At 65.1% G+C, this 24649-nt stretch carries 24 protein-coding genes; 14 read left to right on the top strand and 10 right to left on the bottom strand.

Annotated features, from left to right (window positions below; translation table 11 throughout):
* Positions 1-38 precede the first annotated feature (38 nt).
* From IOC69_RS11465 to IOC69_RS11455, 3 genes are all read right to left on the bottom strand, one after another.
* Entirely contained in the window at positions 39-974 is a 936-nt protein-coding gene (locus IOC69_RS11465; protein WP_290543688.1) for a tyrosine recombinase XerC, read from the bottom strand.
* A gap of 178 nt (positions 975-1152) precedes the next feature.
* Positions 1153-1770 carry a GNAT family N-acetyltransferase gene (locus tag IOC69_RS11460; RefSeq protein ID WP_290543687.1) on the bottom strand — a complete coding sequence of 206 codons (618 nt, stop codon included), beginning with the start codon at positions 1768-1770 and terminating at the stop codon, positions 1153-1155.
* A 30-nt stretch (positions 1771-1800) separates the two neighbouring features.
* Positions 1801-3300 carry a CoA-acylating methylmalonate-semialdehyde dehydrogenase gene (locus IOC69_RS11455; RefSeq protein ID WP_290543686.1) on the bottom strand — a complete coding sequence of 500 codons (1500 nt, stop codon included), beginning with the start codon at positions 3298-3300 and terminating at the stop codon, positions 1801-1803.
* A gap of 224 nt (positions 3301-3524) precedes the next feature.
* On the opposite strand from IOC69_RS11455, the gene IOC69_RS11450 reads away from it, so the two are divergent.
* Complete coding sequence (locus tag IOC69_RS11450; protein ID WP_290543685.1) at positions 3525-3887, top strand: hypothetical protein; 363 nt, start codon at positions 3525-3527, stop codon at positions 3885-3887.
* Positions 3888-3908: 21 nt separating this feature from the next.
* Here IOC69_RS11450 and IOC69_RS11445 read toward each other — a convergent pair whose 3' ends face one another.
* From IOC69_RS11445 to IOC69_RS11435, 3 genes are all read right to left on the bottom strand, one after another.
* Complete coding sequence (locus IOC69_RS11445) at positions 3909-4340, bottom strand: hypothetical protein (protein ID WP_290543684.1); 432 nt, start codon at positions 4338-4340, stop codon at positions 3909-3911.
* Positions 4337-4717 (bottom strand): hypothetical protein, encoded by a 381-nt coding sequence (locus IOC69_RS11440; RefSeq protein ID WP_290543683.1) that lies wholly within the window; start codon positions 4715-4717, stop codon positions 4337-4339. Before IOC69_RS11440 ends, IOC69_RS11445 begins: the two co-directional genes overlap by 4 nt.
* Positions 4718-4884: 167 nt before the next feature.
* On the bottom strand, positions 4885-6285 hold the full coding sequence (locus tag IOC69_RS11435) for an FGGY family carbohydrate kinase (RefSeq protein WP_290543682.1): 1401 nt from the start codon (positions 6283-6285) through the stop codon (positions 4885-4887).
* A 132-nt stretch (positions 6286-6417) separates the two neighbouring features.
* Here IOC69_RS11435 and IOC69_RS11430 point away from each other — a divergent pair, with 132 nt between their 5' ends.
* The gene (locus IOC69_RS11430) at positions 6418-7164 is read left to right on the top strand and encodes a class II aldolase/adducin family protein (RefSeq protein ID WP_290543681.1); all 747 of its coding nucleotides are present in this window, start codon (positions 6418-6420) and stop codon (positions 7162-7164) included.
* Positions 7164-8483, top strand: coding sequence for a homoserine dehydrogenase (locus IOC69_RS11425; protein WP_290543707.1), 1320 nt, complete (start codon positions 7164-7166; stop codon positions 8481-8483). Before IOC69_RS11430 ends, IOC69_RS11425 begins: the two co-directional genes overlap by 1 nt.
* A 39-nt stretch (positions 8484-8522) precedes the next feature.
* Here the strand turns inward: IOC69_RS11425 and IOC69_RS11420 are convergent, their stop codons facing one another.
* Positions 8523-9302 carry a DUF1828 domain-containing protein gene (locus IOC69_RS11420; protein WP_290543680.1) on the bottom strand — a complete coding sequence of 260 codons (780 nt, stop codon included), beginning with the start codon at positions 9300-9302 and terminating at the stop codon, positions 8523-8525.
* Positions 9303-10036: 734 nt separating this feature from the next.
* Between IOC69_RS11420 and IOC69_RS11415 the strand changes: the two genes are divergently transcribed.
* From IOC69_RS11415 to IOC69_RS11365, 11 genes are all read left to right on the top strand, one after another.
* Positions 10037-10963 carry a carbohydrate ABC transporter permease gene (locus tag IOC69_RS11415; protein ID WP_290543679.1) on the top strand — a complete coding sequence of 309 codons (927 nt, stop codon included), beginning with the start codon at positions 10037-10039 and terminating at the stop codon, positions 10961-10963.
* On the top strand, positions 10963-11871 hold the full coding sequence (locus tag IOC69_RS11410; protein WP_290543678.1) for a carbohydrate ABC transporter permease: 909 nt from the start codon (positions 10963-10965) through the stop codon (positions 11869-11871). Before IOC69_RS11415 ends, IOC69_RS11410 begins: the two co-directional genes overlap by 1 nt.
* Before the next feature lie 44 nt (positions 11872-11915).
* Positions 11916-13436 (top strand): extracellular solute-binding protein, encoded by a 1521-nt coding sequence (locus IOC69_RS11405; RefSeq protein ID WP_290543677.1) that lies wholly within the window; start codon positions 11916-11918, stop codon positions 13434-13436.
* Positions 13437-13767: 331 nt separating this feature from the next.
* Positions 13768-15294, top strand: coding sequence for an FGGY-family carbohydrate kinase (locus tag IOC69_RS11400; RefSeq protein ID WP_290543676.1), 1527 nt, complete (start codon positions 13768-13770; stop codon positions 15292-15294).
* Positions 15291-16610, top strand: a complete 1320-nt coding sequence (locus IOC69_RS11395) for an iron-containing alcohol dehydrogenase (RefSeq protein WP_290543675.1) — start codon at positions 15291-15293, stop codon at positions 16608-16610. Before IOC69_RS11400 ends, IOC69_RS11395 begins: the two co-directional genes overlap by 4 nt.
* A 9-nt stretch (positions 16611-16619) precedes the next feature.
* Entirely contained in the window at positions 16620-17672 is a 1053-nt protein-coding gene (ugpC, locus tag IOC69_RS11390) for a sn-glycerol-3-phosphate ABC transporter ATP-binding protein UgpC (RefSeq protein WP_290543674.1), read from the top strand.
* Entirely contained in the window at positions 17669-18724 is a 1056-nt protein-coding gene (locus IOC69_RS11385) for a hypothetical protein (protein WP_290543673.1), read from the top strand. Before ugpC ends, IOC69_RS11385 begins: the two co-directional genes overlap by 4 nt.
* 4 nt (positions 18725-18728) lie before the next feature.
* Positions 18729-19139: a sugar-binding domain-containing protein gene (locus IOC69_RS11380; RefSeq protein ID WP_290543672.1), complete on the top strand. Its 411-nt coding sequence runs from the start codon at positions 18729-18731 to the stop codon at positions 19137-19139.
* Entirely contained in the window at positions 19136-20401 is a 1266-nt protein-coding gene (locus IOC69_RS11375) for an FGGY-family carbohydrate kinase (protein WP_290543671.1), read from the top strand. Before IOC69_RS11380 ends, IOC69_RS11375 begins: the two co-directional genes overlap by 4 nt.
* The gene (locus IOC69_RS11370) at positions 20391-21170 is read left to right on the top strand and encodes a TIGR01459 family HAD-type hydrolase (RefSeq protein ID WP_290543670.1); all 780 of its coding nucleotides are present in this window, start codon (positions 20391-20393) and stop codon (positions 21168-21170) included. The genes IOC69_RS11375 and IOC69_RS11370 overlap by 11 nt, the downstream gene beginning before the upstream one ends.
* A complete protein-coding gene (locus IOC69_RS11365) occupies positions 21164-22144 on the top strand; it encodes a class II aldolase/adducin family protein (protein WP_290543669.1) in 981 nt (326 codons plus the stop codon). The genes IOC69_RS11370 and IOC69_RS11365 overlap by 7 nt, the downstream gene beginning before the upstream one ends.
* 230 nt (positions 22145-22374) lie before the next feature.
* Here the strand turns inward: IOC69_RS11365 and IOC69_RS11360 are convergent, their stop codons facing one another.
* The 3 genes from IOC69_RS11360 to IOC69_RS11350 all read right to left on the bottom strand — a co-directional run bounded on the left by IOC69_RS11360 (position 22375) and on the right by IOC69_RS11350 (position 24530).
* Complete coding sequence (locus tag IOC69_RS11360; protein WP_290543668.1) at positions 22375-23202, bottom strand: hypothetical protein; 828 nt, start codon at positions 23200-23202, stop codon at positions 22375-22377.
* A gap of 277 nt (positions 23203-23479) precedes the next feature.
* Positions 23480-23914: a hypothetical protein gene (locus IOC69_RS11355; RefSeq protein WP_290543667.1), complete on the bottom strand. Its 435-nt coding sequence runs from the start codon at positions 23912-23914 to the stop codon at positions 23480-23482.
* Positions 23915-23918: 4 nt separating this feature from the next.
* Positions 23919-24530, bottom strand: coding sequence for a L,D-transpeptidase (locus tag IOC69_RS11350; protein ID WP_290543666.1), 612 nt, complete (start codon positions 24528-24530; stop codon positions 23919-23921).
* Between the last annotated feature and the right edge of the window lie 119 nt (positions 24531-24649).

Raw genomic sequence — 24649 nt, 5'->3', positions numbered from 1 at the left:
GATCAAAGTCTAGCGTGGGACCCCGGCAAGTTCCACCCTCAGGCGCGCGGGTGAGCCTTGCGATATTGCTCCAGCAGATGCGCGCGGTTCACTTCCGTATAGATCTGCGTGGTGGACAGGCTGGCATGGCCCAGCAGTTCCTGGATGACGCGAAGGTCCGCGCCATTGGCGAGCAGATGCGTGGCGAAGGAGTGGCGCAGCGCATGCGGCGTCGCGGTCTCCGGCAGGCCAAGCGCGCCGCGCAGGCGGGCAATCAGGAGCTGGATGTTGCGGGCATTGAGCGGCCCACCCTTCTGCCCGCGGAACATCGGCTCACTGGGTTTGAGCGCAAAGGGGCAGAGATCTCGGTACAGCGCCACGGCCTGCCGCACGACCGGCAGCAGCGGCACGAGTCTCGTCTTGTTGCCCTTGCCGGTGATGGTCAGCGCCGGCTGCTCCGCCTGCGCCAGGGTGAGTGACAGGGCCTCCGAGATGCGGAGGCCGCAGCCATACAGCAGCGTCAGCACCGCCTGGTCGCGCGCCAGCACCCAGCGCGGGGTTTCATCTCCAGCCAGCGCTTCGGCCTTTGCCACTTGCCGCGCCTTTTCGGGCGAGAGCGGTTTCGGCACCGCATGCGGCAGCTTGGGCGCGCGCAGGGCGGAGAGGGCCGCGTTGCGGAACAGCCCGGTTTTCTCCGCATGGCGATAAAAGGAGCGCAGGCTTGAAAGCTGCCGCGCCAGCGTGCGGCTCTCCACGCCCTGGTTGCGCCGCCGCGCCATGAAGGCGCGGAAATCTGAGACGGTAAGTTCGGCAAGCTCGCGGTTGCCGGGCGCACCCCCGAGATGATCGCCCATGAACTGCGCGAACTGCCCGAAGTCACGTGCATAGGCTTCGAGCGTCTTTGCCGCCATGCGCCGCTCGGATTTGAGACTTTGCAACCACCCCTGCATAGCAGCGGCGGCATCGGGCGCGAGACTGATGACGAAGTCGGACATGGTGCGGAGAGTATCGTGCAGCGGTAAACATTCGTTAATCACCCGCTTGAGGCCATAATCACGTCTTCAGGCTATAATCACGTCTTCAGGCCGTCATCCCGGCGAAAGCCGCGACCCCGCTTTCTCACCATACTCGCTGACCCAAAGCTGGGCCCCGGCTTTCGCCGGGGGGACGGCATTATTGAGTATCGATGAGCGGCGCCCGCGGACTCGCGTGTCTGGGCATCTCGCCCGTCAGCCGCGGATCGGGATGCACTTCGACCATCACCGCATAGGGCCGGAAGCCCGAGCGCTGGTAGAAGGCCGGCGCATTGGGATGGTCGTAGTTGCAGGTGTGCAGCCAGAGCCGCGTGATGGGCCGCGCCCAGGCCCGCGTCAGGGCCTCATTCATCAGGAAGCGGCCGGCACCGCCGCCGACGGCGGAGGGCACGACGCCGAAGAAGGAGAGTTCGCACTGGCCCTCCCCGCGGAAATCGAGTTCGAGCAGGCCGATGTCGGCTCCCTCCTTCACCAGCGCCAGGCAGAGCACGTCCGGGTGTCCGATAATCGCGGAGAGCTTCTCCTCCGGCAGGATGAGACGCGAGAACCACATGATGTCCTGCCCGATGGCGCGGAACAGCGCGCGGAAGCGTTCAGCACCGGCAGCCCCCATGCGCTCCAGCGTGAAGCCCTGCTCCGGCACGGGCCGCAGCGCCGGTCTCGCCGTCATCTCGAGGCAGGTCACCACATTGGCGAGGTGGCCTTGCGGCAGCGGGTGATAGCCCTCGGGAAGCGGCCTCGGATGAAACGTCGCCATGGATCGGTCACGACCGCCCGGACATGGATGTCAGCGCATGGTCGGGATCGAGAACTGCGCCCCTTCCTTGATGCCCGAGGGCCAGCGCGCCGTCACCGTCTTGGTCTTGGTGTAGAAGCGCACCGAGTCTGGGCCATGCTGGTTCAGGTCGCCGAAGGCCGAGCGCTTCCAGCCGCCGAAGGTGTGATAGGCCAGCGGCACCGGGATCGGCACGTTGACGCCCACCATGCCGATCTGGCAGCGCGAGGCGAAGTCGCGCGCCGTGTCGCCGTCGCGCGTGAAGATCGCGGCGCCATTGCCATATTCATGGTCATTCACCAGCTTCAGCCCCTCGTCATAGGTCTTCGCACGCACCACGGAGAGCACGGGCCCGAAGATCTCCTCCCTGTAGATCTTCATGTCCTTCGTCACATTGTCGAACAGCGTGCCGCCGAGGAAGAAGCCGTTCTCGTAGCCCTGCATCCTGAAGCCGCGGCCATCGACCTTCAGCGTGGCACCTTCCTTGACGCCCTGGTCGATGTAACCCACAACGCGGTCCAGCGCCTGCCTGGTGACGAGCGGGCCGTAATCCGCCTCGCGGTCCGTGGAAAGCCCCACCTTCAGCTTCCCGACACGCGGCACAAGCTTCTCGACCAGCGCATTGGCGGTTGCCTCGCCCACCGGCACCGCCACCGAGATCGCCATGCAGCGCTCGCCGGCCGAGCCATAGCCCGCGCCGATCAGCGCATCGACCGTCTTGTCCATGTCGGCGTCGGGCATGATCAGCATGTGGTTCTTGGCGCCGCCGAAGCACTGCGCGCGCTTGGCCGCGCCGGTGGCGCGCGAATAGACATAATGCGCGATCGGCGTCGAGCCCACGAAGCCCACCGCCGCGATGTCCGGATCGTCGAGAATGCCGTCGACGGCTTCCTTGTCGCCATTCACCACATTGAAGATGCCGGCGGGCAGGCCCGCCTCGAGGAAGAGTTCAGCAAGCCGCATCGGGCAGGACGGGTCACGCTCCGAGGGCTTCAGGATGAAGGCATTGCCGCAGGCAATCGCCGGTGCGGCCTTCCACAGCGGGATCATGGCCGGGAAGTTGAAGGGCGTGATGCCGGCTGCGATGCCGAGCGGCTGGCGCATCGAATACATGTCGATGCCGGGGCCTGCACCGTCGGTGTATTCGCCTTTGAGAAGATGCGGAATGCCGCAGGCGAATTCGACGACCTCGACGCCGCGCTGCAGGTCGCCCAGCGCATCGGGGATGGTCTTGCCGTGTTCCATGGAAATCAGCGTGGCGATTTCCTCGGCATGGGTGCGGGCGAGTTCAAGAAACTTCATCATCACCCGGGCGCGCACCTGCGGGTTCCTGGCGGCCCATTCGGGCTGGGCCGCCTTGGCATTCTCGACCGCGGCGCGGAGTTCGGCGGGCGAGGCCAGCGCAACCTTCGCCTGAACCTCGCCGGTGTTGGGGTTAAAGACATCGGCGAAGCGGCCAGACGTGCCCGCCACATGCTTGCCGCCGATGAAATGTCCGATGTTCTTGACCATGAAGGCCATCCTCCAAACTGAAACAAAACGGTTGCGCAACCTAAATCCCCCCCGCCACCCCGGCAAGGGTCAGCCTCACAATGAAAGTGAAGCCAGAACGCATGGCGCTGCAACCGCGAAGAGCCATGTGCAAAGCGCATGGATCATTCATTAAGCCTTCGCCGCATTGCAACATAATCTTTATTTCGTCGGACGAATTTAAGTTCAGGCAGGAAAAGCTAACAATGCAGCGTCAGCTCCGGATCTACCGCATCCGCAAGCTCTGGCCGCTTGAGACCGGGGCGTTCCGCCGCCATTTACTGCGGCTTGACCCCGAAACCCGCCAATTCCGCTTCGGAACCCCGGTGAACGACAATTTCCTGAACGCCTATGCCGAAACGGCCTTCCGCATCGGCTCAGTGGTCTATGGCGCCTTCATCAGGCGTGAGATGTATGCCTCGGCGGAGCTCCGCTCGCTCCATGCCGTGGGCGACGTGATGGCGGAAGCCGCCTTGATGACGGCGAGGCCCTGGGCGAGATCGACACCGACCCGCCGACGGCTCTTTCAATCCTCGGCGAGGCGATGCACGACACCGGCGATTTCGTAACGGCAGTGTTCGACTGGTCGCCTATCGCGGCGTCGGCGCCGTCGGCACCCACGAATATCCGTCATCATCGAGAATGACGCATTCGCGAAGCCCGTGCGCCTTGTCGAGTGAGCCCGCCAGCACCGTGAAGCCCAGCTCGCGCGCCTTTGCTTCCGCCCGGTCCGGGTCACAGCCGAAAATCCGCAGTTCCACGCCCGCCCCGCGCGCCTCCAACCCGGCGACGAGGCCGGACAGCGGGTGCCCGCGATAGGAACGGTCGGCATGGAACATGAAGTCCTGCCCCTGCCAGCGCAGGGCGGCGAAATCCTCATTGTCATAGAAGCTGGTGGCGCCCAGCACCTCCTTTGCGAAGGTCACGGCGCGCGGCACGTCGGTCACCAGCAGGTTGAAGCCGAGGCCCCTGAGGCTTCGGCCATATTCGGCGGCATTCGGTTCGGGATTGGTATCGCTCATGAAGCAATGTGAACACTGGCACGTTCGGCGTGCAAGTTCCACTTCACGGCGCAGGCGGGAATCCGCTTCGGGTCGGCAATGCCATGGCGCTTCATGGCGATGAGGAAGACCACCGCCGCATCGGCCACGGCCTCGGACAGATCGGCCGCGGGCAGACCCTCCTCCAGCAGTTCCATCAGGTGCAGCGCCGCGGCGTCGCTGAGTTCGGCGGCCTCGCCCGCGGTGAGATCATCCGCCGCCTGCCAGCTCTGGGCCAGGTCGTCGTCATCCATCTCGGCGACAAGCTGAGCCCCGATGGTGAAGGCCAGCCGCCCCGCCTGGGGCCGATAGCCGGGCGATACGAGCGTAAACGAGTCTTCCGGCAGGGACGGGGACATGAAACACCTCAAGCAACACACAGGCCCCATCCTGCGCCCGATGCTTTGCGGGATGGTTAACACCCCTTGTGCGAAGCTTGCGGAATTTGAGGGAAGCGGGAAAGCAAGCCGCAGCAACTTCCCCTTCTCCCGTTGGCGCGAGCCAATGGGAGAAGGACCCGTGGCCGTCACCGCGCTGCATAAGCCAACGCACGCCATATTGCCCGATAAGCATCAAGCCCCGGCACATCGGCCGGCGTCACCTCGGCCATCCTGATGGCGATCGCCGGCAGCCTGCCATTCTCGATCATCGCCAGTGCCGCCGCCCCCGCGGTGGTGCCGTCACGCAGGGCAGACGCCTTCACCTGCTGTGCGGGCCTGAGTGCCGCCAGCACGCCAAGCAGCACCGGGTTCTGCGAGAAGGGCCCATCGACGATGATGCCGTCCTTCGACGCAATGGCATCGAGCTGCTCTGACACCATCAGCGCGCAATAGAGCGCCGCCAGCGTGGCGCGCTCCTCCGCACTCTCTGCCGCGGGCCCCTTCACACAGCCTTTTCCAGCTGAGCCGGGCGCAGGCCCGCTGGTCATGGTGAAGGACGGCACGGCGTATGTGCCGCGCGCCACCAGTGCGGCCACGCAGGCGAGGCTTGCCGCTTCCGCCGGCGCGCCATTGGCCACCGCGGCGAATTCCATGCCGCCGAAGAAGCGGCTGCAGCACACGTTGCGGCCCAGCACGTCGGTGTTGGTGTTGGTGTCGCGCGCCGGGTCCAGCACGTCCACGCTCGTCGACGGATCGAAGCTGATGCTCCACGTGCCGGTCGAAACCAGCGTGAAGCGGTCAAGCCCGGCGCAGACATAGCGCATGAAATTGGCCGTCGAGTCATGCACGCCGCCGAGCACGCGGGCCGCGCCGCGGAAGCTTGCGCCGCGGAACTCATCCTTAAGCGTCCCGATCGTCTCCCACGCCTTGGCGCGGGGCGCATAAAGCCTGTCCCAGCCCAGCCGCCTTGCGGTGCTCGAAGGTTCCTGCGCGCGGATGTCGAGGAGATGCGTCTGGCAGGCCATGGAGGAAATCTCGGTCACCGCAACCCCGCTCAGCCGGAAGCCCACATACTGGATCCACGGCAGCAGCGTCCTCACCCTGGCGAAGTCATCCGGCCAGGCCCGCTGCTGCCAGTAGAGCTGCAGTCCGTGGGTGATCGCCATCGGCAGCAGCGGGCACAGCGCCTCCTCGAAGCCCGGCATGATCTTCTCGTAATCCGCCACGACCGCCGGCGGCGGCTCGCTGGTATAGTCCATCACGGGGAGCGCCAGCCTGCCCTCCGCATCGAGGCAGGCCATGGCCGCGCCATGCGCCGTGGGCACGACCGCATCGATGGGCAGCATGGCGTCAAGCTCGGGCAGTGCGCTCCGGCACAGCGCCACCATCGGCTCGGGGTCGATGTGCTTGTAGGGCGGCGCGGGCACATGCCGACTCGGCGCCTTGCGCTCGGCCAGCAACTCGCCCGCCCCCGAAAACAGCGCGATCTTGGTGTTGGTGAAGCCCACATCCACCACCGCGATGCCGCGCAAGCCGTCCTGCCCCATTCGCCTCGTCCTGCCGTTTTAGCCAGTCTCTCGCATCCGCCGCATGGGCGTCAATCGCCCCGGGCACTTGAAGGGGCGGGCGGCCCGGGTCTATAGCCATGCACCTGACAACCCGTCCGGAGACCCGTCCACATGGCCAAGCTGAAGTATCCCGACCTCCGCCGGGCGGTGATCAACACCTGCCTCAGGATGAACGAGGAAGGGATCAACCAGGGCACCTCCGGCAATGTGAGCGTCCGCACCCCGGAAGGCTTTCTGATCACGGCCTCGGGCATCCCCTATGCCCGGATGAAGCCCGAACACATCGTCGAGATGGACCTGGACGGCGGCTATATCGGCGAGTACCTGCCCTCCACCGAGTGGCGCATGCATCTCGACATCTTCAGGCGCCGCGCCGAGGCGGGCGCCATCGTCCACACCCATTCGATCTATGCCACCGCACTCGCCTGCCTCAGGATGGACATTCCCGCCTTCCACTACATGATCGGCATTGCCGGGGGCTCCGACATCCGCTGCTCGGACTATGCCGAGTTCGGCACGCCGGAACTTTCGAAAGTGATGCTGAAGGCGCTGGAAGACCGCTCCGCCTGCCTCCTCGGCAACCATGGCCAGATCGCCTTCGGCCCCGATCTGGAAAAGGCGCTGTGGCGGGCGGGCGAGGTCGAAACCATCGCGCAGCAGTATTGGGCGGCCCTGCAGGTGGGCAAGCCCGTCATCCTCAAGGCGAACCAGATGGGCACCGTGCTGGCGCGCATGAAGACCTATGGCAAGCAGTCGGGCGAGTTCAAGACGACCGATGCCGCATCGGTCACCGGCCTGGAGCGCCGCGATGCGCCGGGGACGCCCGCCGCGAAGAAGAGAGGCGCGGCGAAGCGGTGATCGCAGGTGTCTCCCCGCTCGTTGCCGAACTCAAAGCCCGCGAAGAGGCGGGCAAGACCGTGACCATCGGCCTTGCCGGCTGCGGCCAGATGGGCGCCGACATCATGGTGCAGCTGAACCGCATGCCCGGCCTGCGCCTGGGCGCCGTGGCCGAAATGCGCCCGCCCCAGGCCAGGGCCGCCGCCGCCATGGCGGGCTTCACGGAAGACCGCACCGTCTACGCCGAGACGCCGTCGGCCGTCGATGCCGCGATCGGGACCGGTCGCATCGCCATAACGTCAGACCCGGCGGTGCTCGCCAGGTCCTCGCGCATCGACGTGGTGATCGACGCCACGGGCAATCCCAACACCGGCGCGCAATTCGCGCTCGACTCGATCGCCAACGGCAAGCATGTCGTCATGCTCAATGTCGAGGCCGACATCACCATCGGCCGCCATTTGCACGGGGAGGCCAAGCGCGCCGGCGTCGTCTACACCGGTGCTGCAGGCGACGAGCCCGCCGCCACGCTGGAGTTGATCGGCTTCGCCCAGTCCATCGGCCTTGAGGTCGTCTGCGCCGGCAAGGGCAAGAATAATCCGCTCAAATGGGACGCCGTCCCCGCCGACTACGAGGCGGAGGCCAGATCCCGCAACATGAATGCCCGCATGCTGGTCGAATTCGTCGACGGCTCCAAGACCATGGTGGAGATGGTGGCGATCGCCAACTGCACCGGCCTCGTGCCGGACGTGCCCGGCATGCATGGCCCCGCGGCGGCGGGAGACGAACTCGCCTCGGTGCTGATCCCGAAGGAACATGGCGGCGTGCTCTCCAGGAAGGGCTGTGTGGATTATTCCATCGGCAAGGGTGTGGCCCCCGGCGTCTTCTGCATCGTGACGACGGATCACCCGCGCCTGCAAGAGCGCCTCATCGACCTCAAGGTCGGCAAGGGTCCCTATTTTGCCCTGACGCGCCCCTATCATCTCACCAGCCTCGAAGTGCCGCTCTCCGCCGCCCGCGCCGTGCTGCATGGCCAGGCCGACATGGCGCCGCTGGCTCAGCCCGTGGCCGAATGCGCCACCGTCGCCAAGCGCGATCTTTCGCCGGGCGAAAACCTCGGCCGCATCGGCGAAACGGATTACCGCGCCTGGGCCATGACCCACGCCGAGGCCCGCAACGCCAACGCCGTGCCCCTGGGCCTCGCCCAGGGGGCGAAGGTGCTGAAGGCGATCAAGTCCGGCGAGCCCCTCACCTACGGCAATTGCGCACCCGATGAGTCGCTCCTCATCACCCAGATCCGCCGCCGCCTGGACCAGTCCGACACGCGCTTGCACGCGCTGTAAGACAGCCAAACGAGGATTTTTTCAAAGGTCGGTAATCGCTTAGTGGAGCAGGCTGTCCTCTAGCTTTTGTTTGACCGCGACCGCCTCACCATCCATAGAAGCCAGACGTATCTCGGAGTTAATTACTCGTGATAACGTCCTTTCCTTGATGTCGGCAGGCTTTGCCTTTTCAAGAACTAGCATCGCGCGCACGTTAGATAGCAATTGTTTTTTCTGTTCATTGACGAACAAAAGTGCCTCTAACGCCTTGACTTCGGATGTGCCCGCGAAAATGGCCAGAATTCTTCCGTCACGACCTTCGACAACAATGTCGACGATGTAGTCCTTCATGGTTTCGCGAATAGGTTCACCAATTCTGATCCGGGCCGTACCACTGAATTGGGCTTCGACCAGCTTGATGAGGTCTTCCTTAAACCTGCTTCGAACCCTATTCTTTGCCAGTAGAGAAAGATCAAAGACTCGGTTCATCAGCGACATGAATGAAATCGCCCTGGCCGGAATTTCGTCTTCAAGAAAATATTCTGTATGCAGTACTGAGCCAGCTTCGTCATAGCTGGCTTGGTGAGTTCGAAGCAAATCTGCTAGAGCCTCCAGACGACTCTCGCTATCAAAATCGACTCCTACTGCTTCCAAGGCGGCGACAGTTTCGCCATCATCTTCAAGTCTATAAAACTTGCTGTCAGCTGAGCTTCTACGGATGTAGATTGCAATACTCTCACCGTCATCCTTAAGAAAAGGGGTCTTGAGGACATATCCCAGAGGCACAGTCCGCAGCTGTAGCTCTGAACAAATCGCTTCACAGAAGTTTTCTCTGTTCATATTAGATCGCCCTGAGCCTTGAAGCGAAAGCGCTCTGCAGCCACCGACACACCAGACCTGATCGTAACGTTAAAATCTGTTCTTGAATGTTTGGCGTGCCTAGCCGGCCAACGGCGAGCGGTCTTCCTCGCATAACCCGGTTCCACTCTTGAATGATCATCTAACTTTAGGTGACAATGCCAACCGGGTTCTGAAGCGTGGTACTCGAACTGACAGAGCACTCGCATGTCGCCGTTGTCCTCAACGCCCAGCGTTGCGCGAAAAATCTGTTTGTCCTCATTCAAGATGATTAGCACTCGACATACCTCGCCGACGCATTGGAATCGCACTACGCGCCATTTGTAATCTGGGCCATATTTGTATCGCTTGTTCGACAACCCGGATAGAGGGAAGGCCGAACGTGGTACATGACCTTCCTGCCACTTTCCTTCGTCCAACGTGATTTTGACCCCTCTCAGAACTTCCTTCAGGTTCATATGGCGACCTCGACCCGTTTTTTACTTCCGGTTGTTTTCACCTCCATATCAGGAAAGTGAATCGCATTGAAACCCGTTACTTTGGCATTTGGGGGCATCTGCTAGGGGCAACCGTCGCACTGCAACATACTGTTTGCGCTGCGATATCCTGCGCCATTTGGCTGCGCGCCGTTGACTTGCGGCCAATTCCCCTGCACTTTTGCAATTCAAAAATGACAAATACGATTGCCCGCAACGCCGGGAATGGGAGCCGTGCTGATGACTGCCGATTCCGCCAGCCCCGTTGGCGCCGCGCCGGAGCGCCGTCCGTGGCTGCCGCACTGGCTGACGTCGGAGAGCCCCTTGCCCTGGCTGTTGCCGACGGCGGCGCTGATGGCGGTTTTCGGCATCTATCCGCTGATCTATGCGATAACACTGTCGCTCTACAAGAGGAACGCCGCCACCCGGAAGATGACCTTCGACCCCACCCACAACTGGACCAAGATCCTCGCCGACGAGCGCGTGTGGAATGCCATCTACAATACCTTCCTCTATACCGGCGTGGCGCTGGTCTTCCAGCTGGTGCTGGGCATGCTGATTGCGCTGCTGCTCGATTCGGACCGCAAAGGCTACGGCGTGCTGCGCGCCATGATGACGCTGCCCCTCGTCATCCCGCCCGCCGTCACCGGCATGATGTTCCTCCTCATGCTCAACGGCTCCTTCGGCGTGTTGAGCCGCGGGCTGATCGCGCTTGGGGTCTTTCCGCCCGGCTTCTCCATTCTGGGCACGGCCAACACCGCCATGGCCGGCGTGCTGCTGGCGGAAATCTGGCAGTGGACGCCCTTCATGGTTTTGATCATGCTGGCGGGCCTGCGCTCGCTGCCGAAGGAACCTTTCGAGGCCGCCGCCATCGACGGCGCCAGTGCATTCCAGGCCTTCTTCAGGCTCACCCTTCCGATGATGTCGAAGGTCATCGCCATTGCGGTGCTGATCCGCGGCATCGACCTGTTCCGCGCCTTCGACTATGTGAAGGTGATGACGGATTCGGGGCCAGGCACCGCGACGGAGACGCTCACCTCCTATGCCGGCCGCATCTATTTCGGCAATGCCGATTTCCCCTATGCCTCCACCGTGGCGCTGCTGACGCTGGTCATCGTCATCGTCGTCTCGACCCTGTTCATGCGGATCTTCAGGGTGAGGCTCTGATGGAAACCCCGCGCGCCCTGCAGATCCTGCGCGATGTCACGGCCATCCTCGTGGTCGGCCTCTTCATGTTCCCCATTTTCTGGTGGGCGCTGACCTCGATCAAGCCGGCCTATGCGATCTTCGACAAGGACCGCGTCAACTTTTTCGATTTCGCGCCGACCTTCATCAATTACGGCGTGACGCTGCTCGGCATGTCGCGCTCGGAGATGGCCATCGACCAGGGCATCGGCATGGGGGTGGGCGGCGGCGGCGCCTATGATTCGCGCCAGTCGATCCTCGAATCGGTCATCGTCTCGCTCGGCGCCACGGCCATCACCATGAGCGTCGCTGTCTTCGCGGCCTATGCCATCTCGCGCATGATGTTCCGCGGCCGCGGCCACTATCTCAACTGGGTGCTGGGCCAGCGCTTCATGCCGCCCATCGCCATCCTCGTGCCGCTCGTCACGATCTACAAGACGGCGGGCCTGCGCGACACGGACAACCTCGCCATGGGCTATCTCGGCCTCATGATGATCTATGCGCTGATGAACCTGCCCATCGCCGTGCTCCTCATGAAGTCCTTTCTCGACGACGTGCCGAAGGATGTTGACGAGGCGGCGATGATCGACGGGGCCACCCGCTTCCAGACCTTCCGCAAGGTGGTGCTGCCGATGGTCAGGGGCGGCATCGCGGCCTCGGCCGTCCTCGTCTTCATCTTCAGCTGGACCGAGTTCCTGCTTTCGCTGTTCCTCACGACGGAGATCCGCACCGTTCCGGTGAAGATCCAGACCTTCGTGACCTCGACGGGCAATGAATGGGGCTTCATCGCGGCGCTCGGCACCGCGGCGATCATCCCGAGCTTCATCTTCATCCTGCTCGTCCAAAAGAATCTGGTGCGCGGCCTCACCCTTGGCTCGCTGAAAGAGTGATCCGCGCGCGAGAACCCAAAGCTCAAACCCATGGGAGGATTTCAATGAGCTTCAAAGACCACGACAAGAAGACGTTCATCGCCGATACGGCCCGCGACTTTGCCGCCCGCCGCATCTCCAAGCGCGATTTCATGAAGAAGATGGCGCTCGCCGGCGTCGGCTTCTCGGCCTTCTCGGCAGGCCTTCTCGGCAACAGCCGCGGCTTCCGCGGCAATTTGGGGCTCATCGGCACCGAGGCCATGGCGCAGGATGCGTCCATGACGCAGTGGCTGAAGGACGTGGGCGCCCCCTTCAAGGGCGCCAAGATCCGCTACACCTCGGAAGCAACGCCCCCCACCGTCGTGCTCGACCAGATCAAGAAGGAATTCACAGAGCCGACGGGCATCGAGGTGGAGGTCGAGATCGTTCCCCTGGAGCAGGTTCTCGCCAAGGCCACGCAGGACGTGCAGGGCCAGCTCGGCACCTATGACCTCTATTACCTTGACCAGTCCTGGGTGGCCACCTTCGCGCAGGACACCATCGATCCGGTGCAGTACTACAAGGACAAGCCGAACCTCGCCATGCCGGGCTTTGACTGGGACGACTTCTCCAAGCCGCTGGTCGAAGGCCTCGCCATGTATGACGGCAAGATGGTCGGCATTCCCTTCGACATCCCGATCTTCATGCTCATGTACCGCAAGGACGTTCTGGAGAAGCACGGCATCGCGGTGCCGAAGACGGAGGAGGAGTTCACCGCCGCCATCAAGAAGATCACCGAGGCGGAGAAGGCCAACGGCATGTACGGCACCGGCCTTCAGGCCAAGTCCGGCCACTATTCGCTGAACTGCGACTGGACCCAGATGGTGTGGAACGCCGGCGGCTCGATCTTCGGCGCCGACAAGAAGTTCAAGGGCAATGACGAGGCCGGCATCCGGGGCCTCGCGCTGTACCAGGAATGGGCGAAGAATGCCCCGCCGGAATCGCTCAACTCCACCTGGGACGGCCAGTTCCAGATGATGGCGTCCGGCCAGTGCGCCCTCGTCCAGTCCTGGGACGAGTTCTTCCCCGGCCTCGACGGCAAGGACTCCAAGGTGCAGGGCCTGTGGATGCCGGCGAAGCCGCTCACCGGCAAGGACCTTCGTCCGAAGTCCGAAGTGGGCTTCGGCGAAGTGCCGAACCGCGCGCATCAGGGCGGCTCGGTGCTCGGCCTGTCGAAATACTCCAAGAACGTCGACGCCGCGTGGATCTTCATGCAGTGGGCTTGCTCGAAGGATGTGATGACCCGCTGCACGCTCATCGGCGGCTTCGCGCCGATGCGCATCTCATCCTTCACCGATCCGCGCGTTGCGGCGAAGGCTGTCGTGGGCCCCGGCACCACGCGCCATCTCGAGCTGGTGAAGTGGATCATCGACAACGACATGGCGTCCGAGCCCGACATGCCGCTGTGGGCCGGCTTCTCGAACAACGAGATCCCGGTGAACCTCGGCAAGCTGCTGACCGGCCAGGACTTCGGCGGCGACCCGAAGAAGTGCATGGACACGATCGCCGCGGCGATCGATGCCGCCGTGGCCGACGCCGGGCTCTAAAGCATTTTCAGGTCAAGTGGGCACCGGTTGACCGTCGAAAATGCGGCCAGACAAAGCATTTTCAGGTCAAGTGGACACCGGTTGACCGTCGAAAATGCGGCCAAGCAAAGAGATGGAGCAGGTTTCGATTCCGCTGAACCGAAACCTGCTCTGAACCACGCCACGCGGAGGCGGCACAGCGCATCGTGCGGGCAAGCGGCAACGCTTGCGAAGCGTAAGGTGCGCCAGAGTTGAAAGTCTGGCGCAACGTCCTGCCCTCAAGCGCCATGCGCTTGAGGGTCCGTTGCGCAGGCCGCCTCCGTCTTCACCCCGGAAAGAAGCCTCACGTCCCATGCGCCCCGATCTCGTCATCGGCATCGACAGTTCGACCACGGCCACCAAAGCCATTGCCTTCGATGCAAGGGGCCGCATCGTCGCGGAAGGCAGAGCGCCCATTGCGCTGTCCAACCCGCATCCCGGCTGGTTCGAGCAGGAGGTCGGCGACTGGACCGGCGCGCTCACCAGGGCGCTGAGGCAGCTGTTGAAGAAGATCGACGCAAAGCGCGTCGCGGGCCTCGCCATTTCCAACCAGCGCGAAAGCTTCGCGCAGTTCGACGCCAGGGGCAAAGCCCTCCGCCCCGGCACGCTGTGGCTCGACGAGCGCGCCCAGAAGGAAGTCAAGGACATCGTGTCCGAACTCGGCGCCGACACGCTGCACCGAGTCTCCGGCAAGCCCGCCGACGTCACCCCCTGCCTCTATCGCTGCCGCTGGCTCTCAACCCACATGCCGAAGCTCTGGGGCAGGACCGCCAAGACGGCGGAGGTGCACGGCGTCCTCACCCATTTCCTCACCGGCCAATGGGCCACCTCCACCGCCTCGGCCGATCCCATGGGCCTCCTCGACGCCAGCGCCTATGACTGGTCGGACGTTCTGCTCAAGGCCGCGCGGCTGACGCGCGAGCAGCTGCCGCGGCTCCATCGCCCGGGTGACATCATGGGCGGGGTGACGGCCGAAGCCGCCAGGCTCACCGGCCTCAAACCCGGAACCCCCGTCATCGCCGGCGGCGGCGACGGGCAATGCGCCGGCACCGGCGCCAACACATTCCTTGAGGGCCGCGCCTATGTGAACCTTGGCACCGCCGCGGTCTCGGGCAGCTATGGCAGGCACTATGCCGTGCACCGGTCCTTCCGCACCATGATGGCGGTGGGCGAGGAGGGCTTCTCCTTCGAAACCGCAATCCGCACCGGCACTTTCCTCGTCAACTGGATGGTGGAGCGTCTGTTCAATGTGAACCCGGGCAAGCACCCGGCCATCTTCCAGGCGCTGGAGGCGGAAGCCGCCGCCTCCCCCATCGGCGCTCACGGCCTTGTGCTGGTGCCCTACTGGTCCGGCGTGATGACGCCCTACTGGGACTCGGCCGCCCGCGGCGTCATCGCCGGTCTTTCGGGCAACCACTCGCGCGGCGATGTCTATCGCGCGCTGCTTGAAGGCGTGGCGCTGGAACAGGCGATGATGACCAACCAGGTGGCGGATGCCACGACACCCATCACGCATTTCGCCGCGGTGGGCGGCGGCTCGCGCTCCGACCTGTGGTGCCAGATCCTGGCGGATGCCTCGGCGCGCGAGGTGAAGCGGCTGGAAACGGCGGAAGCCTCCGCACTGGGCGCCGCCATGGCGGCTGCCAGGGGTGCGGGCTGGTACAAGAGCCTCCCGCAGGCCTCCGCCGCCATGTCCGGCAAGCCGTCGAAGACCTTCCGCCCGCGCAAGAAGGATAAGGCCCGCTACCAGGACCTGCTCGCCATCTATGCCGAACTCTGGCCGAAGCTCTCCGGCTGGAACCAGAAACTCGTCGATTTCTCGCGAAGCGCACGGAAATGACCGACTGGAACGAACTGATCAGCGATGTGGTGGCGGGCCGCTGGCAGGACCCCGCCACGGGGAAGACCGCCACCGTCCCTTTCGAGGTGATCCGCATCGAGGAAGACCTCGATGGCGGCGAGGCCGACGTGCTGGCCCCTTTGAATCTCGGCAGGCGCATCGCGGTGGTCTCGGACGTCAACACGCATGAGGCCATGGGCCGCCGCGTCGCCAGGCGCCTGAAGTCGCTCGGCGCCGTCGAGGAACTCGTTCTCCCCGGCGACACCCACTGCGACGAACCGACCATCGCCATGGTGCGGGAGAAGACGCGCCACGCCGATGCGCTGGTCGCGGTGGGCTCCGGCGCCCTCTCTGACACCTGCAAATTCGCCACCTTCAAGGACGGACGGAAATACGCCACCTTCGGCACGGCCGCCTCGATGAACGGCTATGCCGCCTCCACCGCCTCGGTGACGCTGGCGAACGGCTACAAGACCTCGCTTCCCGCCCATGCCCCGCGCGGCATCTTCCTCGACCTGAAAGTCTCCGCCGCCGCGCCGCACTGGCTCTCCGCCGCGGGCCTCGGCGACTCGCTCTGCCGCCCCACCGCGCAGGTCGAATGGTGGGCCTCGCACCGCCTGTTCGGCACCTTCTATTCGGGCGTGCCCTACACCCTCACCGGCGGCGACGAGCCCCGCATGATCGACAACGCGGCGGGCCTCAAGACCCATGATATCGCCGCCAACGGCCATCTCCACCGCGTGCTGACGCTCTGCGGCCTCGGCGTCTGCTTCACCGGCGTGTCGCACCACGGCTCGATGGGCGAGCATCAGGTGTCGCACTGGATCGACATGTTCGCCGGCGGAAAGCATCCGGGGTCAACGCATGGCCAGCAGGTGGGCGTGGCCTCGCTCGCCATCGCGCGCCTCCACCATGAGCTTCTTGCCCTCGACCAGCCGCCGCTGATCAGGGCGACGCACATCGAGGAAAAGGAATTCGTCGCCCGCTATGGCGAGGCCATCGGCCGCATGTGCCATGCCGAAGCCAGGAAGAAATCCTTCGACCGCGCCGGGGCCGAAGCCTTCAACAGGAAGCTCGCCGCCATGTGGCCGCAGCTCCGCGGGGAACTGCGCCCCATGCTCATGGATCCGGCGAAGATGAAGGCGGCGCTCGCCGCGGCCGGGGGCCCGACCACGGCCACCGAGCTCGGCCTCGACCGCCAGGTGTGGCGCGATGCCATGAAATTCGCCCGCGATGTCCGCAACCGCTGGTCCTTCCTCGACTTGGCGGACGATGCCGGCCTGCTCGACGATTTCCTCGCCCGCGATGAACAATAGGACCGTAGAATGTCATCGGTAACGATCAAGAACGTCAGGAAGAACTACGGCAACCTCGAGGTCGTGCACGGCATCGACCTCACGATCGACGACGGGTCCTTCGTGGTGCTGCTCGGGCCCTCCGGTTGCGGCAAGTCCACCCTCCTGCGCATGATCGCGGGGTTGGAAAGCGTCACCTCGGGCGACATCGAGATCCAGGGCCGCCGCGTCAACAAGGTGCACCCGAAGGACCGGAACATCGCCATGGTGTTCCAGAACTATGCGCTCTACGCCCACATGAAGGTCAGGGACAACATGAGCTTCTCCCTGCAGCTCGCCAGGCGTCCGCAGTCCGAGATCGACGAGAAGGTGAAGTGGGCGGCGAAGATCCTGAACCTCGAACCTTACCTGGACCGCTACCCGCGCGAGCTTTCGGGCGGCCAGCGCCAGCGCGTCGCCATGGGCCGCGCCATCGTTCGAAATCCCGCCGTCTTCCTCTTCGACGAGCCGCTCTCCAATCTCGACGCCAAGCTGCGCGTGCAGATGCGCACCGAGATCAAGGAGCTGCACGAGCGCCTCAGGACCACCACCGTCTACGTCACGCATGACCAGATCGAAGCCATGACCATGGCCGACAAGATCGTCATCCTGCGCGACGGCCATATCGAACAGGAAGGCTCGCCGCTCGAAGTCTATGACAGGCCGGCCAATCTCTTCGTCGCCGAATTCATCGGCTCGCCGTCGATGAACCTCCTGAAGGGCGAGGTCACGTCCGATGGCGTGCTCCTGGGCGAAGGCACGGTGCTGCCGCTGCCGCCCGTCCACAAGGCCACGCCGGGCCAGAAGGTGGTCTATGGCATCAGGCCCGAACACTTCACCTTCGGCTCAGGCGCCCCCGCCAAGGTCGTGGTGGTGGAGCCGACAGGCCCCGAGATGCACATCTATGCCGACATGGGCGGGCAGGAGATCTGCGCCATCACCCAGGACCGCGTGTCGCTCTCGCGTGACGAGGTCTTCCACCTGCAGCCGCGCCTCGAGAAGGTGCACCTCTTCGACGCGACAAGCGGAAAGGCCCTGGCGTGAGCACCGTCACCATCCTCGGCGCCGGCGTCATGGGCTCGTCCATGTGCATGCCGCTGCGCGACCGCGGCCACGGCGTCCGCCTCGTGGGCACCCATCTCGACACCGGGATCATCGACAGCGTCAGGGCCACGGGCCGCCATCCCAGGCTCAACGTCAAGCTCCCCGGGGGTGTTGCCGCCTTCCAGCACGATGAATTCGCCACGGCGCTGGGCGGCGACACGGACCTGATCCTGCTCGGCATCAGTTCGGCCGGTGTCGGCTGGGCCATCGACCGCCTGTGCGAAACGCTCAAGGGTCCCGTGCCCATCGTGATGATCACCAAGGGCATGCACCCGGAGGTCGGCCGCCTCACCGCCCTGCCTGATCGCGTGGCCGCGGAAGTGAAGCGCCGCACCGGCATTGCGCTCGCCATCGCCGCCATCGGAGGCCCCTGCATCGCCGGCGAACTCGCGGTCAGGCGGCAGACCGGCACCGTCATCACCGCGCACGATCTTGCCTTCGCGCAGACGCTCTGCGACATGCTGGCGTGCGACTACTATCATCCGCGCCTCTCCGCCGATGTCATCGGCGTCGAGATCTGCGCGGCCTTCAAGAACTTCTTCGCGATCGGCGTCGGCTGGGCGGCGGGGCGTCTCGAAAACATGCCCGCCACGGAAAACCGCGCCTTCAACCACAATGCCGCGGCCGTCATTTTCGGCCAGGCGATCCGCGAGCTGACGGTGCTGGTCCGCGCCCATGGCGGCTCGGAACAGAGCGTCTGGGGCATGCCGGGTGCGGGCGATCTCTATGTCACCTGCCAGGCGGGCCGCAATTCAAGGCTGGGCAACAATCTCGGGCGCGGCCTCACCTACGGCCAAACCAGGGACGGCCCGATGAAAGGCGACACCATCGAGGGCGCTGAGCTCGGCGTCGCCGTGGCGGCGACACTCCGCGCCATGATGAGCACCGGCGCGCTTGACGCGAGGTCGCTGCCCCTCACCACAGCCCTGCTGGACGCACTCACCGGCGACTCCGCCCTCGACATTCCCTGGGCGGCCTTCCAGCGCATGTGAGGCGATGATGGAGGAGGGCGAGACACGCGCATTGCCGGAGCTGGCGCCTGCCGTCGGCGTGAATTTCGCCGTCGACCCGGAGGAACAATTCGCCACCCGCGCCGCCTGGCTTTCTTTCGTGGCGAGCCTGACGCAGGCGCAGATCGGCAGGAAGCTGGGGATCAACCGCACCCGCGTCAACCGCCTCCTGGCCCAGGCGCGCGGCCAGGGCCTCGTTCAGATCAACATCACCGGGAGACTGGCCTCCTGCGTCGAGCTTGAGGAGAAACTGAAGCAGATTCCCTGCGTCGTGATCGCGTCCGGTGGCCGCACCAAGGCGCAGGGCCTGCGGGGCGTGCTCAATGGCGGCATGTGCGACGTCATCATCACGGACGGGCAGACGGCCCGGTCCATCCTCGCCATGGAGGAGACATGACGGACGTCGTCCTCGGCATCGACATCGGCACCTCCGGCGTGCGCATCGCCGCCACCGATGAGGCCAACACGCCAAAGGCCATGGCCACGGCCCCCATCGCCGCGCCCATCGCCGGTTTCGGCCGCGCCTGGCAGGACCCGCAGCTGTGGTGGGACGCCACGCTTGCCGCCTTCGCCGCCCTCAGGCTGGACGGCCTGCATGTGCGGGCCATTGCGGTCGACGGCACCTCCGGCACCATCCTCGCCGTCGGGGACGACGGCGCGCCGGCCAGCCTGGGCTCCATGTACAACGACGTCTGCGATGCGGCGAACCTGGCGAAGATCGCCGCCGCCGCCCCGCGCGGGACCGCGGCCCTCGGCAGCACCTCGCCTCTCGCCCGCGCCATGGAACTCGTGGGCAAGGGCACGCGCATCCTGCATCAGGCCGACTGGGTCCTGGGCAAGCTGTCTGGCCGCTACGGAGTCACGGACGAGAACAACGCGCTGAAATCCGGCTACGACCCCGTCACCCGCTCCTGGCCGGACTGGATCGCCAGGACCGGCTTTGACACCCGCCTGTTCTCCACTGTCGTCCCCGCCGGAACCAGGATCGGCAACATCACCGCGGAGATGGCCGCCCGGCTCGGCCTGCCTCGGAACACCGCCATCGTTGCGGGCACCACCGACGGCTGCGCCGCCTTCCTCGCCTCGGGCGCCTCCGAACCGGGTGACGGCGTCACCTCGCTCGGCACCACGCTCACCCTCAAGCTGCTCTCGAAGACGCCGGTCTTCGCCCCGGACTTCGGCATTTACAGCCACCGTATCGGCGACCGGTGGCTGGCGGGTGGCGCCTCCAACACCGGTGGCGCCGCCATCGGCGCCTGTTTCTCGAAGGACGACATCGCGCGCCTCACGCCGCTGCTCGATCCGGAGCAGCCCACGGGCCTCGACTATTATCCCCTCCCCAGGCCAGGCGAGCGCTTCCCCGTCAACGACCCGGCTCTCCAGCCGCGCCTCACGCCGCGGCCCGCCGATGACCGCATCTTCTTTCAGGCCATCCTCGAGGGCATCGCGCGGATCGAGGCGGAGGCCTATGCCAAGCTCGGCGCATTGGGCGCCTCGAAGCTCGCCAGCATCCGCACCGCCGGCGGCGGCTCGGCCAATGCGGCCTGGACGGCGATCCGGCTCAAGGCGCTGGGCGTTCCCGGGAAAGCGTCCCTCAGCGAACACGCCGCCGTTGGCACGGCCCGTCTTGCCTGGCGCGGGATCGGCCATGCCAACTGATGCAAAGCGGATAAACGGGCTCCACGAGATCGCATCCCGCTTTGACGGCATGCTGATCGACCAGTTCGGCGTCATCCATGACGGCCAGACGCTCTATCCCGACGCCCTGCGCGTGCTGGCCGGGCTGAAGGCGCTCGGCATCCCCGTCGCGGTGATGACCAATTCCGGCAAGCGCGCCGAGGCGAACCGCCAGCGCCTGGTCGGCATGGGCGTGCCGCGCGGCCACTTCGTCGATGCCGTGAGCTCCGGCGAGGTCGCCTTCTCCGGCCTCACCGCGAAACGCGCCTTCCTCATCGGCAAGGACGGCGAGCATTATGGCTTCGACGGCATCAGTTTCGTCAGCGACCCGCACGAGGCCGAGATCATCCTCATCCTCGGTTCCAACGCGCCAAGGACCTCGCTCGATGATTACCGCAGGCTGCTCGCCGGCATGGACCTGCCTGCCGTCTGCTGCAACCCGGACAGGCTGATGCTGACGCCGCAGGGCCTCGTGCCCGCCCCCGGCGCCATCGCGGCGCTCTATGAGGAGATGGGACGCAAGGTGACGTGGATCGGCAAGCCCTACGCCGGGATCTACCGGCAGGCCGCGCGGCTCATCGGCAATCCCGCCCGCATCCTCTGCATCGGCGACAGTGCCCTGCATGATGTGGCGGGCGGCCGCAACGCGGGTTTTGCCACCCTCCTCGTGCTGCAGGGCGTCTCGGCGGGGCACGACCCGGCGACGCTCTCTCCCCAACCCGATTATGTGATGGACGCTTTCCAATGGTAGAACTCGACCGCCTCCGCACCCTTTCGGCGAGGGTGGGCAGCGACCCCCTGCTGGTTCAGGCCGCCGGCGGCAACACCTCGCTCAAACGCGGGGGCGTGATGTGGATCAAGGCCTCCGGCACATGGCTGAAGGACGCCGCCACGCGTGACATCTTCGTGCCGCTCGACCACGCGGCCATCCTCGCCGCACTGGCGAAGGACGATCCGGCATGTGAATCCTGCACGGACTTCGTGCGCGCCGACCTGAACGGCACGGGCCTTCGCCCCTCGATCGAAACCACCGTGCATGCGCTCATGCCGCAGCGCGTCGTGGTGCACGTCCACTGCGTCAACACCATCGCCTGGGCCATCCGGACGGATGCCGAACAGCGCCTTGCCGAAAAGCTCAGGGGCTTCGACTGGGCCTTCATTCCCTATGCGCGGCCGGGCCTGCCGCTCGCCGCCGCCATCCGGTCCCGCATGCGCAAGGGCGTCAACGTCCTCGTCCTCGGCAACCACGGCCTCGCCGTCGCCGCCGACAGCGTGGAAGACGCCGGGGCGCTCCTCGACAGGGTCGCCGCCGCCGTGACGCGCCCTGTGCGCGAGGCCGCGAAGCCCGACCGCGCCGCGCTGGAAAAGCTCGGCACAGGCGCCTCCTACAGGCCTGCGGAGATGGACGAGACCCACGCGCTGGCCACCGATCCCCTCGCCCTGAAGCGCGCCCGGCACAAGGTCTTCTACCCCGACCACGTGGTCTTCCTCGGCGCCGGCGTGGCCACCGGCTTCGACGGCAACCCGCCCCTCGTCGCAATCCCCGGTGTGGGCGTGCTGATCCGCGATGACGCGAGGCCCGCCGTCGAACCCATGGGCCGCTGCCTCGCCGACGTCATGCGCCGTGTGGAGGAAGGCGATCCGCTGCTGGCGCTGACGGATGACGATATCGGCCGTCTGGTGAACTGGGATGCGGAGAAATATCGCCAGACGCTGAAACTCTGATGTCTGCTTGCATCATTCCGGCAGGCATTCCCCACACTCGTCACCCGGCGGATTGTCAGAACAGGCGCAACACGGGCAGGATGAGGTTCAGGTGGGAACAGAGCACCCACGCCTGAGCCCTGAGGACAGGAGGATGGGATGGCCGCCCGAGCAGATTTCCGGCCGGCGGGAGCGCCGGGCGATCAAATGAAATAGGTATGGTTTCCCTTCCTGAGCCGGCACGCGTCCGCTCAGAACCGGTATTTGAGCGTGGCGCGCGCCACGCTGAAGGCATAGTCGGCGTTGCCGGTTTGCCTCACATTGTCGAAGATGTCGTCGAGCGTTGGGTCGGCGAGGTCGACGTTGCCCGAACCGCCCCAGCTGTAGCTGCCAAGGTTGACGTAGAGATATTCGGCGCCGAGCAGCCAGCGCCCGGCGCCATATTCGATGCCGCCGCCCAGTGTCCAGCCGGCCCTGTAGCCGTCTGTCTCGCTCGCCCAGCTGAGCGTTTCGCCGTCGCCATTGGTGGCTTCAAGCGATTGCTTGATCTTCATTTGCCCCCAGGCCAGGCCGCCGGTGCCATAGATCAGCACGTCGTTCATGGCATAGCCCAAACGCGCACGCGCCGTTCCGAACCAGTCGGCGGTGTAGTCGATCTTGTCCGTGCCCGAGGCGTTCTCGGGCGCCATAACCTCGCTGATGGCGTCGCCGACGTCATGCCTCACGGAGCCGTTGAAGCCGATGTAGTTGACGTCAGCCTCGGCGCCCAGCACGAAGCTGGAATACTGCCAATTGTAGCCCGCCAGAAAGCCGCCGGAAAACCACAGGTCGTCCGCCGTGTCGCTGAAGCCGAAATTGTCGATCAGCGTCCGCTCGTCTGCGGTAAGGCTGTCCGAGCCGGTATAGCGGTAGTTGGAGCTGAACTCGCTGCTGTCGAGGGCGGCGCCGGCGTTGACGCCCACATAGCCGCCTGACCAGTCATAGGTGGACCCGGCAAGCCCGAGGTCGCCCGCCCGCGCGCCCCCCGCCCAGCCGGCGAACATCAGAGTGGCGCAGGATGCGAGAAGCAGCGTTTTCATGGTGGGTCTCCGGCGATGACATTAGCGATTTGGAAAGCAAGAATCGCAGGAAATGGCTTACGAAAGATGAATCCGGAGAATTGCCTCTAAAAATCAAGCCCGCCTGTCCGGGCGGCGGCAAACGAAAACGCCGCGCACGGAGGTCCGTGCACGAAGGTCCGTGCACGGAGCATGAAGCGCAAAAGTGGAACTCACTTCCGCGGAAAGGTCATGCCCAAGCTTTTAAGGTGGCGCATGTTCTTCCCGGTCAGGTAAGTGCGCCTGACGTGAACATGCGCTAAAGCGGCGTGAACTGGACCTGGCCGGCTGTCAGCCGCATGCCGTCGGAGGTGATGGGCTGGCAGGTCGAGGGCGTGCCCTTGGGAAGCCAGCTCGTGGGGTTGCGCGCCTGGCACAGCTTGCCATCGGAAGCCTGCCAGATGCCGGTTCCAACGCCCCTGCCCGCCTGATCATATTCGAATGTGCCGTCCCTGAAGAAGGACACGGTGCCCTTCATGCTGGGCGCGGCATAGGTGAATTTGCGCTCCGCCAGCGCATTGGTGATCTGCGCCGCGGTGAGAGCGTTGCCCACCGGCAGCGGCCCCGGAGCGGGCGCCACGGGCGCCGTGGTGACTGGCGCCAGATCGGGCGTGGTCGTGCCCGACGCGCAGGCGGCAAGCGACAAAGCCGCCGCCGCCAGCAACAGGCCGGACATTCCGCGGGCCAGGCCCATTGCGTCAGACTCCTTCCGCCAGCACCACGACGCGGGTGCCGATGGGAACGCGGCGGTAAAGTTCCTCAACATCCTGGTTGACCATGCGGATGCAGCCGGACGAGGCGTTGTGGCCGATCGACATCGGGTCGGTCGTGCCATGGATGCGGTAGAGCGTGTCCTGACCGTTCTGGAAGAGGTAAAGCGCGCGCGCCCCCAGCGGATTGTCCGGGCCGCCGGGCATGCCATTGGCCCATTTGGCCTTCTCCGGCACGCGGGCGATCATTTCCTTAGGCGGAGTCCAGCGCGGCCACATGACCTTGCGGCCGATGTCGGCAAGACCCGCCCAGCGGAAACCATCCTTGCCGACGGCACAGCCCCAGCGCAGCGCCTGGCCGCCCTCCTGCACGAGGTAGATCTGGCGGTTGGGCGTATCGACGATGATGGTGCCCGGCCACTGGCGGCCGGTGTAGGCCACGGTTGCGGGGCGGAAGGCCGCCGGCAGCTTCGAATAGTCGAAGGGCGGCAGCGGATAGGGATCGTCATCAGTGGACTGCGGAAGGGCCGCAGTGGACAGGGGAACCGCCAGCAGGGCTGCGGACGCTCCAGTCAGAACTGCGCGGCGGGAAAGCATCATGGTCCTCTCGTCGGGTCTGGAAATCACGGCTTTGTCGTACCAAATTGGCGGGCAAACGCTAAGCACATATTAACGATGGCCCGCCGCTTGTGAGGGATTGCCTGTCAGAAAGCAATTGA

Origin of the sequence: Aestuariivirga sp. (assembly GCF_020252405.1) — a bacterium.
GTDB lineage: Bacteria > Pseudomonadota > Alphaproteobacteria > Rhizobiales > Aestuariivirgaceae > Aestuariivirga.
This window is presented reverse-complemented; position numbering and strand designations above follow the sequence as displayed.

Excerpts from the sequence above, each read along its gene's own strand:
- IOC69_RS11420 (WP_290543680.1), bottom strand. The coding sequence starts at position 9,302 with ATGAACAGAGAAAACTTCTGTGAAGCGATTTGTTCAGAGCTACAGCTG.
- IOC69_RS11400 (WP_290543676.1), top strand. The coding sequence starts at position 13,768 with ATGCGCCCCGATCTCGTCATCGGCATCGACAGTTCGACCACGGCCACC.
- IOC69_RS11465 (WP_290543688.1), bottom strand. The coding sequence starts at position 974 with ATGTCCGACTTCGTCATCAGTCTCGCGCCCGATGCCGCCGCTGCTATG.
- IOC69_RS11435 (WP_290543682.1), bottom strand. The coding sequence starts at position 6,285 with ATGGGGCAGGACGGCTTGCGCGGCATCGCGGTGGTGGATGTGGGCTTC.
- IOC69_RS11350 (WP_290543666.1), bottom strand. The coding sequence starts at position 24,530 with ATGATGCTTTCCCGCCGCGCAGTTCTGACTGGAGCGTCCGCAGCCCTG.
- IOC69_RS11445 (WP_290543684.1), bottom strand. The coding sequence starts at position 4,340 with ATGAGCGATACCAATCCCGAACCGAATGCCGCCGAATATGGCCGAAGC.
- IOC69_RS11405 (WP_290543677.1), top strand. The coding sequence starts at position 11,916 with ATGAGCTTCAAAGACCACGACAAGAAGACGTTCATCGCCGATACGGCC.
- IOC69_RS11440 (WP_290543683.1), bottom strand. The coding sequence starts at position 4,717 with ATGTCCCCGTCCCTGCCGGAAGACTCGTTTACGCTCGTATCGCCCGGC.
- IOC69_RS11395 (WP_290543675.1), top strand. The coding sequence starts at position 15,291 with ATGACCGACTGGAACGAACTGATCAGCGATGTGGTGGCGGGCCGCTGG.
- IOC69_RS11430 (WP_290543681.1), top strand. The coding sequence starts at position 6,418 with ATGGCCAAGCTGAAGTATCCCGACCTCCGCCGGGCGGTGATCAACACC.
- IOC69_RS11380 (WP_290543672.1), top strand. The coding sequence starts at position 18,729 with ATGATGGAGGAGGGCGAGACACGCGCATTGCCGGAGCTGGCGCCTGCC.
- IOC69_RS11460 (WP_290543687.1), bottom strand. The coding sequence starts at position 1,770 with ATGGCGACGTTTCATCCGAGGCCGCTTCCCGAGGGCTATCACCCGCTG.
- IOC69_RS11360 (WP_290543668.1), bottom strand. The coding sequence starts at position 23,202 with ATGAAAACGCTGCTTCTCGCATCCTGCGCCACTCTGATGTTCGCCGGC.
- IOC69_RS11370 (WP_290543670.1), top strand. The coding sequence starts at position 20,391 with ATGCCAACTGATGCAAAGCGGATAAACGGGCTCCACGAGATCGCATCC.
- IOC69_RS11415 (WP_290543679.1), top strand. The coding sequence starts at position 10,037 with ATGACTGCCGATTCCGCCAGCCCCGTTGGCGCCGCGCCGGAGCGCCGT.
- IOC69_RS11365 (WP_290543669.1), top strand. The coding sequence starts at position 21,164 with ATGGTAGAACTCGACCGCCTCCGCACCCTTTCGGCGAGGGTGGGCAGC.
- IOC69_RS11375 (WP_290543671.1), top strand. The coding sequence starts at position 19,136 with ATGACGGACGTCGTCCTCGGCATCGACATCGGCACCTCCGGCGTGCGC.
- IOC69_RS11410 (WP_290543678.1), top strand. The coding sequence starts at position 10,963 with ATGGAAACCCCGCGCGCCCTGCAGATCCTGCGCGATGTCACGGCCATC.
- IOC69_RS11450 (WP_290543685.1), top strand. The coding sequence starts at position 3,525 with ATGCAGCGTCAGCTCCGGATCTACCGCATCCGCAAGCTCTGGCCGCTT.
- IOC69_RS11355 (WP_290543667.1), bottom strand. The coding sequence starts at position 23,914 with ATGGGCCTGGCCCGCGGAATGTCCGGCCTGTTGCTGGCGGCGGCGGCT.
- IOC69_RS11455 (WP_290543686.1), bottom strand. The coding sequence starts at position 3,300 with ATGGTCAAGAACATCGGACATTTCATCGGCGGCAAGCATGTGGCGGGC.
- ugpC (WP_290543674.1), top strand. The coding sequence starts at position 16,620 with ATGTCATCGGTAACGATCAAGAACGTCAGGAAGAACTACGGCAACCTC.